This is a genomic window from Neisseria subflava, assembly GCF_024205745.1.
Classification (GTDB): domain Bacteria; phylum Pseudomonadota; class Gammaproteobacteria; order Burkholderiales; family Neisseriaceae; genus Neisseria; species Neisseria flavescens_B.
In genome coordinates, this window is the sequence record NZ_CP073117.1 from 98,630 (window position 1) to 109,309 (window position 10,680).

The 10,680-nt window shown below is 48.2% G+C and carries 12 protein-coding genes and 1 pseudogene; 4 read left to right on the top strand and 9 right to left on the bottom strand.

What is annotated here, in order from left to right:
* Positions 1 to 219 precede the first annotated feature (219 nt).
* The 3 genes and pseudogenes from KCG55_RS00495 to KCG55_RS10610 all read right to left on the bottom strand — a co-directional run bounded on the left by KCG55_RS00495 (position 220) and on the right by KCG55_RS10610 (position 2,319).
* Complete coding sequence (locus tag KCG55_RS00495; protein WP_254323067.1) at positions 220 to 1,509, bottom strand: ferredoxin reductase family protein; 1,290 nt, start codon at positions 1,507 to 1,509, stop codon at positions 220 to 222.
* A gap of 370 nt (positions 1,510 to 1,879) precedes the next feature.
* Entirely contained in the window at positions 1,880 to 2,104 is a 225-nt protein-coding gene (locus KCG55_RS00500; protein ID WP_254323667.1) for a hypothetical protein, read from the bottom strand.
* Positions 2,101 to 2,319, bottom strand: a pseudogene (locus KCG55_RS10610) (hypothetical protein). Before KCG55_RS10610 ends, KCG55_RS00500 begins: the two are co-directional and overlap by 4 nt.
* 12 nt (positions 2,320 to 2,331) lie before the next feature.
* Between KCG55_RS10610 and KCG55_RS00505 the strand changes: the two are divergent.
* A complete protein-coding gene (locus KCG55_RS00505; RefSeq protein WP_049332664.1) occupies positions 2,332 to 2,502 on the top strand; it encodes a YegP family protein in 171 nt (56 codons plus the stop codon).
* A gap of 44 nt (positions 2,503 to 2,546) precedes the next feature.
* Here KCG55_RS00505 and KCG55_RS00510 read toward each other — a convergent pair whose 3' ends face one another.
* From KCG55_RS00510 to gatC, 6 genes are all read right to left on the bottom strand, one after another.
* Entirely contained in the window at positions 2,547 to 2,753 is a 207-nt protein-coding gene (locus KCG55_RS00510) for a hypothetical protein (RefSeq protein WP_432761068.1), read from the bottom strand.
* A 74-nt stretch (positions 2,754 to 2,827) separates the two neighbouring features.
* Positions 2,828 to 3,832 (bottom strand): FAD-binding oxidoreductase, encoded by a 1,005-nt coding sequence (locus KCG55_RS00515; RefSeq protein WP_254323069.1) that lies wholly within the window; start codon positions 3,830 to 3,832, stop codon positions 2,828 to 2,830.
* An 84-nt stretch (positions 3,833 to 3,916) separates the two neighbouring features.
* Positions 3,917 to 5,347 (bottom strand): Asp-tRNA(Asn)/Glu-tRNA(Gln) amidotransferase subunit GatB, encoded by a 1,431-nt coding sequence (gene gatB / locus KCG55_RS00520; RefSeq protein ID WP_254323070.1) that lies wholly within the window; start codon positions 5,345 to 5,347, stop codon positions 3,917 to 3,919.
* A 99-nt stretch (positions 5,348 to 5,446) separates the two neighbouring features.
* Positions 5,447 to 6,067, bottom strand: coding sequence for a trimeric intracellular cation channel family protein (locus tag KCG55_RS00525; RefSeq protein ID WP_254323071.1), 621 nt, complete (start codon positions 6,065 to 6,067; stop codon positions 5,447 to 5,449).
* A 98-nt stretch (positions 6,068 to 6,165) separates the two neighbouring features.
* Positions 6,166 to 7,614: an Asp-tRNA(Asn)/Glu-tRNA(Gln) amidotransferase subunit GatA gene (gene gatA, locus KCG55_RS00530; RefSeq protein WP_254323072.1), complete on the bottom strand. Its 1,449-nt coding sequence runs from the start codon at positions 7,612 to 7,614 to the stop codon at positions 6,166 to 6,168.
* A 150-nt stretch (positions 7,615 to 7,764) separates the two neighbouring features.
* Positions 7,765 to 8,055 carry an Asp-tRNA(Asn)/Glu-tRNA(Gln) amidotransferase subunit GatC gene (gene gatC / locus KCG55_RS00535; protein ID WP_070646789.1) on the bottom strand — a complete coding sequence of 97 codons (291 nt, stop codon included), beginning with the start codon at positions 8,053 to 8,055 and terminating at the stop codon, positions 7,765 to 7,767.
* Positions 8,056 to 8,280: 225 nt separating this feature from the next.
* Between gatC and KCG55_RS00540 the strand changes: the two genes are divergently transcribed.
* Genes KCG55_RS00540 through mreD form a run of 3 tightly spaced genes read left to right on the top strand, consistent with a single transcriptional unit; the run spans position 8,281 to position 10,677 of the window.
* A complete protein-coding gene (locus KCG55_RS00540; RefSeq protein ID WP_254323073.1) occupies positions 8,281 to 9,318 on the top strand; it encodes a rod shape-determining protein in 1,038 nt (345 codons plus the stop codon).
* An 11-nt stretch (positions 9,319 to 9,329) separates the two neighbouring features.
* Positions 9,330 to 10,172, top strand: a complete 843-nt coding sequence (gene mreC / locus KCG55_RS00545) for a rod shape-determining protein MreC (protein ID WP_254323074.1) — start codon at positions 9,330 to 9,332, stop codon at positions 10,170 to 10,172.
* 4 nt (positions 10,173 to 10,176) lie between these two features.
* The gene (gene mreD / locus KCG55_RS00550; RefSeq protein ID WP_254323075.1) at positions 10,177 to 10,677 is read left to right on the top strand and encodes a rod shape-determining protein MreD; all 501 of its coding nucleotides are present in this window, start codon (positions 10,177 to 10,179) and stop codon (positions 10,675 to 10,677) included.
* Positions 10,678 to 10,680: the final 3 nt, after the last annotated feature.

The following is a 10,680-nucleotide window of genomic DNA, read 5'->3' on the forward strand; positions in this document are numbered from 1 at the left end:
CAGAAAATTAAAAAATAGCCTACACCTTCAAAATGAAGGTGCGGACTACTTTTCTTTTCATACTATTAAGGCTGCATTATCAGACTGAAACCTCTTTAAGTGCTAAAGGTCATCTGAAAAACAAAAAAACAGTCCGCAGCTTCATTTTGAAGGCTTAGACTGTTTTTATTTGCACTAGGTTAAGACTACGCTCTCAAGCTATCCTACATCTATGGATGTTTAGCGGAATTCAAAGAACTCCAAATGTTGCGACCTTGTTTTCAGGTTATCTGAAATACTGCGCGTGAAGCTGCTGCTGCCACATAGCCACAGGCTGCGGTTGGCGCTGTCGCGGACAGTCTGTCCGATATGTTCGGCGGTGAGCCTTTGGGCTTCCGAAGGGATATAGTGGAAATTCACGTTGGCTTGTTGCGCTAACTGTTGCCAATGGGCAAGCGTGTCGGCAGACAGATTTCTATCAGCATGGAACCAGTCTATCGACTGGGTAATTGGCTGTTTCGCCAGTTCATTAAGGCATGCAAGAAATGGGGTAAAACCAATGCCGTTGCTGACCCAAATTTGCGCTTGCTTATCAGAAAAGTCAAAACGTCCGTATGCACCATCGATTTGAACGGTGTCGCCAATGTTCAGGCGTTGTGGCAGGCGGTGTGTGTAGTCGCCCAAATCTTTGATAACGAGCGTGAGCTCTTGGTTATCAGGCTGCCAGTCTGAAGCGATGGTGAAGGGGTGGCTTTCTCCGTGTGTGCGTAAAAAGAGGAATTGTCCTGCACAGTGTCCTTGCCATTTCGGGGCATTCAGAGTCAGAGAGAGCAGTTTGCCGTTTTGATTCAGGGCGGAGACGGTAGCGTTTTGCGGATTACCGATGCGCTTGAACAGGGCAATCAGCGAACAGGCGATGCCTGCACCTAAGGCGGCGATGATCAGCCAGCCCAGCGGTTGCGACCAGTAGGAAAAGTTTACCAGTACGATGGTGTGCCACACGAGCGCGAGATAAACGGGTACGACCAGGATGTGGAATTTGGCAAACCAGCGGTAGGGTATGCGTTTGATGAGGGCGGCGACAAGCAGAACAATAGCGACATAAAAGGCGATTTCGCCGATTTCTTCGGCAAGGTGGCGTTGGGTAGCCAGCCAATCTTTTAACGTCAATATTTCCTGCATCAGCGGGCGTGGCGGCTTTTTGCCGTCAAACAGACCGAGCGCGACCAGCCATTTGGGGAATTGCTTGGTAGCCCAGTGGAGGATGCTGCCTGAAAGGGCGACGATGCCGAACCATTTGTGCAGGCGATACATTTTGTCCAGCCCTCCGAGCGGGGTTTCCAATATTTTGGGGCGTACAGCGAGTATCAGACAGGTACTCATGGCCAATATGCTGATAGCGCCTGTGAGTTGCAGCAATAAATTACGTACGGGATATACTCCCCACTGGTCTGGAAATGATGTAGCAAGTAGCCATAAAGCGAATATGCCGCCGAAAAATATGGCTAAGGTTAGTTTGATGTTTCTCATGGTCATGGTTCCTGATAAAGTTGAGTTGAGTTGAAACGGCCTGCGCCGTTTACAGGAAAAATTGTATAGGGAAAAATTAGATGAAAATTATTGTGCCACAAATAAAAGCGTGAATTGACTCAAAACTTGATAACGTCTCTAAAATATTGAAAAGTATGGTTTTGATTAGTTTGACTTCATAGTGATTTACATTTAAGGGCTGCCCTAGACAACCCAATCCACACCAAGATTTTATGGACACGCAACGCACTGCGTATTTAAAAATGCCAACTCAAAAAATCAGAAGAGTGTACATAATGTACACTCTTTCAAAGTTTGATTTCTCTTCAAGCTCAATGCTTACTACTTGAATTCAAATCTATCTTCTATTTCACAGCATCATTTTTACGGTCTTAAGTAAGGACATTTTCGATTTCCTTTTTATTTTCCGTTGAAAATCCTTATTCATCCGTACCGTATATTCAAACCCTGCCTTATCCAGCAGATTAGAAACATGAATGACAAACGGCTCTTGTTCGCGGGAGCGGCTTAAGCCCAATTCCAAATCGGCATGGCGCACAGCCAACTGACGTTCAACTAATTCACGGTAGGTCATTCTTTGATACCCATCAAATATTTTATCCGTCTGTACAACTTCTTAACCCACGAAATATTTACAAATGTCTAAATCTTTGTTACAACTTCGCCGTCATACTGCGCATTTTCCCGTGCAGCCCGAAATTTTGCCCGGGCTTCTTCAGGGCTGTCCGCCCAAATGCTCAATGACCAGGACTTGCCGTCAAAGCGGTAAGAAAACGTGTACTCATTCATAGGAGAAACCTTATGTATTTTGAAATCTATAAAGACGCAAAAGGCGAATACCGTTGGCATTTGAAAGCAGCCAACCATGAAATCATCGCTCAGGGCCAAGGCTACACCAGCAAGCAAAACTGCCAGCACGCAGTCGATTTGCTGAAAAGCACTACCGCCGCTACCCCTGTAAAAGAGGTATAAAATCCGCTTTCACCCTCAGCCCGCGCCCTACGCGGGCTTTTTTGTCAGTCGCCGACTTTGCGGGAGTGATTGCCCGCCCAATCGCGCCACGCTGCGTTTTGGTTTTCCAGCTCAGCAACATAGCCGCCAAACTCAGCGGCGTGTTCGAGCAGCGTTGCCGTCTTGCCGTCTTTCGGTGGATTCGGGCGTACCGGCGCGACCATCAGCGCGGCAGGCGGTGTCGGCATGACCACCTTTTCGACAACCTTAATTTCCGTAGCCGAGGGCGCGGTTGTAGAGCTGCAGGCCGTGATGACCAAAGCCGTCAATACAATTACCGCTTGCATTATGCCGGTGAAAAAGCATCACAGAAGAAGGCATCTTCCGATAAAGCACATTTTTGAGTCAGTAAACTTTGCGCACTCTCGGTCATGGCCGGTGACCCGCAAGCATAAACTTCATATTGGCTTAAATCAGAATAATTTTGTGCGGCAACGTTTTGCACGTATCCATTCTCCCCTTTCCAATCGGAATCAGGCTTAGAAAGAACAGGCGAGAATTTTGCATTTTTCAGACGGCCTATTAATGCTTCTGCTTCTTCCAATGCGTACAAATCCTCCTGCCGACGTGCTCCCCAGTAAAAATGAACCTGACGCTCACTATTCTGATGAATCAAATCAAGCAAAATACTGCGGATAGGTGCGTAACCTGTACCCGTTGCCAACAAAATAATCGGTTTACTGCTGTCCTCTTGCAAAGTAAACGTACCCAATGGGCCTTTAACGCGGACAATGCCTTTTTCTTTGATTTTAGGCTCTGCACCAAAAATCATTTCCGAACATACGCCATTTTCACGTTTACGAATATGCAACTCCAAAACGCCTTCTTGGTCAGGTGAATTGGCGATTGAATAGCTGCGGCTGATATTACCGGGAAGCAGCAAATCAATATATTGCCCGGCATAAAATGCAAATGACGGCGCTTTAGGCAAAGCTAATCTTAACAAAGCAACATCATGTTTGATTTCAATCGTTTCGATGCGTACAGGCAAAGTGCGCACCGGCAAAGCATTCGGATTAAACCCCGGCACATTGATTTTCAGATCGCTCTTCGCAGTAGTACAGCACAATAGCACTTTACCCTGCGCTTTTTCTTCTGCGCTGATGGCTTTATCGATATGATCGCCCATTTCAAATTCGCCACTCATCAACTCGGCTTTACATTGTCCGCAAGCGCCACTTTTACAAGAATGAGGTAGATTTAAATTCTGACGGGTCGCGGCAGCAAGAACGGTTTCATCCTCGTTTGCCGTAAATGTGATTTGATCTGATAAGGTAATAGTATGTGTCATGGTATTTAGAATAATTTTAGAATTAAAAATAAAGGCCGTCTGAAAAACATTTAAACCCTGTTTTCAGACGGCCTGCCCTATCTATCAAGCTAATTTGGCTTTAATCAGCTCTTGAACTTGAGCCGGATTGGCCTTGCCTTTACTTGCTTTCATCACTTGGCCGACAATCGCATTCAGGGCTTTCTCATTACCGGAACGAAATTGCTCAATGGCTTTCGCATTGTTTGCCAACACTTCATCTACCATCGCTTCAATTGCACCAGTGTCAGTAATTTGTTGCAAACCATGTTTCTCGATGATCTCAGCAATACCTGCTTCAGGCTCTGCCCACATTGCTTCAAAAGCTTTTTTCGCCAGTTTGCTGCTTAATGTTCCATCTGCAACTTTAGCAACCAACTCAGCAAGACGTGGAGCTGTAATCGGGCTTTCAGTCAGTTCCAAACCTTCTTTGTTCAAGGTAGCGGCAAGCTCGCCGTTCATCCAGTTTGCCGTCAATTTACCTTGGCCACAGGCTTTGGCCGCTTCTTCAAAATAGGCGGCTTGAGCGCGGCTGGCAGTCAATAGACGTGCATCATAGTCAGACACGCCGTAATCAGCAACAAAACGCGCCGCCATTTCATGCGGCAATTCAGGCATTTCGTCCTTGGCTTTTTGCAACTGGCCGTCTGAAATAATGACCGGCAGCAAATCTGGATCCGGGAAATAGCGGTAATCGTGTGCATCTTCTTTCAAACGCATCACGCGGGTTTCGCCTTTTTCAGGGTCAAACAGCATGGTTGCCTGCTGTACTTTACCGCCGTCTTCCAAGATTTCAATTTGCGCTTCCACTTCATAATTGATGGCTTGCTCCAAGAAGCGGAAAGAGTTGAGGTTTTTGATTTCACGGCGTGTACCGAACTCTGCCTGACCTTTTGGACGTACAGAAACGTTGGCATCGACACGGAACGAGCCTTCCGCCATATTACCGTCGCAAATATCCAGCCAAGTTACCAAACCGTGCAACGCTTTAGCGTATGCCACGGCTTCGGCTGCGGAACGCATTTCAGGCTCGGAGACAACTTCCAACAAAGGCGTACCGGCACGGTTCAAGTCGATACCGGTTGCACCGTTCAAACCTTCATGTACGGATTTACCCGCATCTTCTTCCATGTGCGCACGGGTAACATTGATGGTTTTAACCTCATCGCCCACTACGATTTCCAGTTTGCCATGTTCCACAATCGGCAAATCCAACTGACTGATTTGATAGCCTTTTGGCAAATCAGGATAAAAATAGTTTTTACGGTCGAACACGTTTTTCTGATTGATTTTCGCATCCAAAGCCAAACCGAGTTTGATGGCTTTTTCGACGACTTCGCGGTTCATTACCGGCAATACGCCCGGCAACGCACACTCAACCACGCTGGCGTGGGCATTAGGTTCGGCACCGAATGCAGTGGATGCGCCGCTGAAGATTTTGGATTGGGTGTTGAGTTGGACGTGGATTTCCAGTCCGATTACGGTTTCCCAAGTCATAAGGGTCTTTCTGTCGAAAAAAAGTTAATCGGTTAAATGAGTGATTCGTTTTTCAGACGGCCTGAATAAAAACCATAACAGGCCGTCTGTAAGATAAGTTTATTTCCTGCGGCGTTGGAAACCGGGCAATTGCCAATGGAAACGGTATGCAGTCAGGCGAAACAACAATCCGCCAGCAAAGAGCAGGTTTAACGTAAAAATATTAATCCAGCCCAAATGCCCAAGCAGATAAATCAGCCCTCCAATCAAAATGGCCACACTGCCGTAAAGGTCGGTACGCAAAATCATCGGCACATCATTGACCAAAATATCGCGCGCAATACCGCCACCAACGGCAGTCACAAAAGCCAAAGAAATAACGCCGAACAGATTAAGCTGCAAAGCCATACCGATTTGTGCGCCGGTAATGCTGAACGCTGCCAAACCAATGGCATCGGCAATAATAAAAGCAGCAGCCAAATAGGTGCTGCGATAACGTTGCACCCTTATCAACCATGCGATAGCAAGCGTGGCAAACACAACAATCAACGCATCGGTTTGCAAAAACACTTGCGGAATCCGGCCGACCAAACCATCGCGTATCATGCCGCCACCGACAGCCGTCAGTAACGCAGTAATGACGACACCGAGTACATCCAACCGCTTGTTGTAGCCGACCAAATAGCCGGAAATGGCAAACGCGGCTGTACCAATGATTTGAATGAAGTCGGTGGCTGTCATAATTTTTAAATATCTACAATATGCAGCACCTCAATACATTCAGGCGCTTTTATATGATTTATTTTCAGACGGCCTTGAATCATCAAGGCCCTAAAACATTATTCCGGCGCTTTAGTGTGCCAATCGCTGTTCAGTTGAACTTGATGTGCGGCGCCCAAAATTTTAGCCTCGGAGAAATAGTTGCCGATAAATTGCACACCAATCGGCAGACCGTTTGCGCTGAAACCGGCAGGCAGAGTCAGTGCAGGCAAACCGGCAAGGTTCACGGCGATGGTGTAAATATCGGATAAGTACATTTGCACAGGGTCGTGAATGTCGCTGCCAAGTTTCGGCGCGGCAGTCGGCGCAGTCGGCGCCAAAATGAAATCACATTGACCAAAGGCCGTCTGAAAATCATTGGCAACCAGACGGCGCAGTTTTTGCGCTTTCAGGTAATAAGCATCGTAGTAACCATGGCTCAATACGTAAGTACCGATCATGATACGGCGCTTAACCTCGCTGCCGAAACCTTCGGCACGGGTGTTGCTGTACATTTCTTCCAAATCGCCGAATTGCGCCGCACGATGGCCATAACGTACGCCGTCGAAACGGGACAAGTTAGTACTTGCTTCCGCAGAGGCGAGAACGTAATAAGCGGGAATCGATAATGATGTTTGCGGCAGGGAAACTTCAACAGTCTCCGCGCCTTGAGCTTTAAGCAAATCAATAACGCTTTGCAAGGCCGTCTGAACATCGGCATCCGCGCCTTCGCCGAAATACTCTTTAGGCAAACCGATTTTCAAACCTTTAAGCGGCTTGTCCAAATCACGAGTGTAGTCTTCTTTGTCACGCTCCAAACTGGTGGAATCGCGCTCGTCAAAGCTGGCCATAGCGTTCAACAAAATCGCACAGTCTTCGGCCGTTTGCGCCATAGGACCGGCTTGGTCAAAGCTGGAAGCATAGGCAACCATACCGAAGCGTGAAACCGTACCGTAAGTCGGCTTGATGCCGGTAATACCGCAATGCGATGCAGGCTGACGGATAGAACCACCGGTATCCGAACCCAAGGCAGCAGGCGCCAAACGCGCCGCAATCACAGCAGCCGAACCGCCTGACGAACCGCCGGGAACATGTTCAAGGTTCCACGGGTTTTTGGTTGCGCCGTAGAACGAAGTCTCATTGGTCGAACCCATGGCAAATTCGTCCATATTGGTACGACCAAGAGTCACCATGCCGGCATCCAACAGGTTTTGCACCACAGTGGCAGTATAAGGAGAAACAAAGTTATCCAACATTTTGGAGCTGCATGCACTGCGCCAACCTGTTTGGCAGAAAATATCTTTGTAAGCAACCGGCACACCGGTCAAAGCCGTTGCATTACCGGCCGCGATACGCGCATCGGCTGCTTTGGCCTCAGCAAGGGTTTTATCTTGATCGATGGTCACATAGCCATTGATGGCAGGGTTTTTCGCAGCAATAGCGGTCAAATATTCGGTCGCCAATTCGACTGCGGAGATTTGTTTGGATTGCAGCAGGCTGCTGGCTTGTTTGAGCGTGTAAGCGGTCATTGTGCCGTACTTTCTATAAAACAGTTTTTGCTTTCAAAACAGATATTGAAAACATCCGTTTAAATCAATAAATCGGGCCGTCTGAACAGAATATCCTTTCAGACGGCCTTGTAATAGGGGCTTGCTGATAAGCAAAGGCCGTCTGAAACCTTACTCTTCAATCACTTGAGGAACGATATACAGGCGGTTGCGCACTTCTGGGGCTACAGCCTGATATTCGGCAGCGTGATCGGTTTCAGTCACTTTATCTTCGCGCAGGCGCAAAGCGGCTTCGTGCGGATGCGCCATAGGTTCGATGCCGTCGGTATTGACGCTTTGCATGTTTTCAACCATGGCGAAAATGTCGTTCAACTCGGCAAGCATTTTGTTTTTTTCTTCGTCCGTTAAAGTGAGGCGCGAGAGTTTTGCGATTTTTTCCACATCATTTAAGCTTAAAGCCATAAAAAATCCTTGTCTGATAGCAATGCCTCTTGGGTTTGGGGTATCATTGCATTTCGTCTTCTATGAAGCGAAGAATTATAACCGAAAACCAAACAGGTTGGCATGGTGTTTTGATTCAGACGGCCTTTTAAGGGCGCATTTATCCGTCTAAAACCGTGTACCTGTTTTTCTTATTTTAAATACTGCTTAAAGCATCCGGACTGGGCCGGAATTTCAGGAATCCTAATGTTTCGTCTTTTATCTCGTTTCCTCTCCAATGATATTGCCATCGATTTGGGCACGGCCAACACGCTGATTTTTGTACGCGGCAAAGGGATTGTTTTGGATGAGCCGTCCATGGTTGCGATTCAATCCGGCGCAGGCAATAAAAGTAAAATTATGGCAGTGGGCACGGAAGCCAAAAAAATGCAGGGCCGCGCGCCGCGCAATATTGAAATCGTCCGCCCGATGAGGGACGGTGTAATTGCCGATTTTGTGATTACCGAGCGTATGCTGGGTATGTTGATTAAAAAAGCCACCGAAGGACGATCTTTGGTTCCGCCTCGTGTGGTTATCTGTGTTCCGGGCGGCTCTACCCAAGTGGAACGTAAAGCGATTTTGGATTCTGCGTTTGCTGCCGGCGCGGCAAGCGTACATTTGATTGAAGAACCGATGGCTGCCGCTTTGGGCGCAGGCTTGCCGATTGAAGATGCGGCAGGTTCGATGATTGTCGATATTGGTGGCGGTACGACTGAAATTGGTATTCTTTCACTGGGCGGTATGGCCTATTCTGCTTCTGTCCGCGCAGCCGGCGATGAATTCGATAAAAGCATCATCCATTACCTGCGCCGCCATCGCGGTGTCTTGATTGGCGAAGCTACGGCCGAAGAATTGAAGAAACAAATCGGCTCGGCCTCGGGCTTTGAAACCGAAACAGCCATGCGCATTAAAGGCCGCGACTTGGCCGAAGGTACGCCTAAATCCTTGGCAGTTACTTCAAATGAAATCCGTGAAGCATTGAGTGAAACAGTAAATCAAATCATCCGTGCCGTCCTTCTGGCTTTGGAACAGGCTCCGCCCGAATTGGCCGGTGACATTGCCGACCGCGGTATTATGCTGACCGGCGGCGGTGCGCTTCTGCACGGTATCGATACTGTCTTGGCCGATGCAACCGGCCTGCCCGTCGGTATTGCCGACCAACCTCTGAACTGCGTTGCCTATGGTGCCGGTAAGGCTTTGGACTATATCGGCAAATGGGATACCGTATTCACGGAAAATCCATAAGGTAGATGGTTATGGAACGCTCTTCTTTGCGCTTTGACGAGGCAAAAGGCCCTAAGCTATTGCCTCGTTTTGTCGTTTATATCGCTCTGGCTGCCGGTCTGATGGTGGCCGATTACCGCTTTTCATTGATGCAGCCCGTGCGTGCGGCAGTCATGCCCATGCTCTATCCTGTTCAATGGCTGGCGAATCAACCTGTTCAACTTTATCAATATTTTGCTGACCTCTCCCAGTCCAAATCTGAGCTCTTGGAACAGAACCGCCGGCTTTTGGAAGAAAATGGCCGTCTGAAAATCGATTTGCAGCGGGATAAAGTCAATACCGATGAATTGCGCGAATTGAAAAAACTGTACGGTTTGCAACAAAAAGGCATTCACAACGTTATCGGTGCGGAAGTCATTTCCAATGGTAAAGATCCGCTTTCCGAAAGACTGATTATCGGCAAGGGCAGCCAAGATGGCTTGAAAGTTGGCGATGCGGTCATCGATCAAAGCGGTTTGATTGGCCTGTTGACACAAGTCCACACACAAAGCGCGGAAATTGAACTGATCTCAAGCGGACAAAGCATTGTCCCCATAGCCGTCAGCCGTACCGGCGAACGCAACTTGGCATACGGCAATGGCAACGGTTTGGATTTGCGCTATTTCCCAACCGGTTCAGACTTGAAACCCGGCGATGTCCTGCTGACTTCAGGCTTGGACGGTACTTATCCGGCAGGGATTCCCGTAGCAACCGTCAGCAAGGTTGTCCGCGCATCGGGAACACCTTATTACGATACGCAACTGACGCCTTTGGCTGCTTTACGCAACAGCCGTTTTGTCTTGGTACTTTCTTCCGCCCCTTCTTCCCCACGCTGATTTCATGAACGATTTTGACGATTCTTACCGTGCAGTACCGCTGCACATCATGGTGGCCAGTCTCATTGTGATGATGATACTGGACTTTATGCCGTTTTCCTTTGACGGATTCTTTTGGCTGCCTGAAATGACGGCACTGATGTTGCTATATTGGACATTGCACCAGCCGCAACGTGCAGGTATGGGACTGGCCTTTGCCATCGGCCTGATTGTCGATGCCGCAACCGCCGCGACTTTGGGCTTGCATGCCCTGTCTTACGTCGTGATGACTTATTTCATCTTAAACCGCCGCCGTCAAATCATGCTTTACGGCCACATTATGCAATTGGCCGCTGTATTGGCTGCACTGCTTCTCAATCAGGCCGTCTTAACTGTTGTCCGTTTGTTCCTCAATCATCAGATCATCACTTTGCAAGGCTTTGTTGCCCCATTTGTCGGCGCACTGCTTTGGCCGATACTCAGCCAGTTGATGCTGATTGTGACCCGTATTTACCGCTCCCACTGAAAA

Coding starts and splice junctions, on each gene's coding strand:
- KCG55_RS00495 (WP_254323067.1), bottom strand. CDS start 1,509: ATGAGAAACATCAAACTAACCTTAGCCATATTTTTCGGCGGCATATTC.
- KCG55_RS00500 (WP_254323667.1), bottom strand. CDS start 2,104: ATGACCTACCGTGAATTAGTTGAACGTCAGTTGGCTGTGCGCCATGCC.
- KCG55_RS00505 (WP_049332664.1), top strand. CDS start 2,332: ATGTATTTTGAAATCTATAAAGACGCAAAAGGCGAATACCGTTGGCAT.
- KCG55_RS00515 (WP_254323069.1), bottom strand. CDS start 3,832: ATGACACATACTATTACCTTATCAGATCAAATCACATTTACGGCAAAC.
- gatB (WP_254323070.1), bottom strand. CDS start 5,347: ATGACTTGGGAAACCGTAATCGGACTGGAAATCCACGTCCAACTCAAC.
- KCG55_RS00525 (WP_254323071.1), bottom strand. CDS start 6,067: ATGACAGCCACCGACTTCATTCAAATCATTGGTACAGCCGCGTTTGCC.
- gatA (WP_254323072.1), bottom strand. CDS start 7,614: ATGACCGCTTACACGCTCAAACAAGCCAGCAGCCTGCTGCAATCCAAA.
- gatC (WP_070646789.1), bottom strand. CDS start 8,055: ATGGCTTTAAGCTTAAATGATGTGGAAAAAATCGCAAAACTCTCGCGC.
- KCG55_RS00540 (WP_254323073.1), top strand. CDS start 8,281: ATGTTTCGTCTTTTATCTCGTTTCCTCTCCAATGATATTGCCATCGAT.
- mreC (WP_254323074.1), top strand. CDS start 9,330: ATGGAACGCTCTTCTTTGCGCTTTGACGAGGCAAAAGGCCCTAAGCTA.
- mreD (WP_254323075.1), top strand. CDS start 10,177: ATGAACGATTTTGACGATTCTTACCGTGCAGTACCGCTGCACATCATG.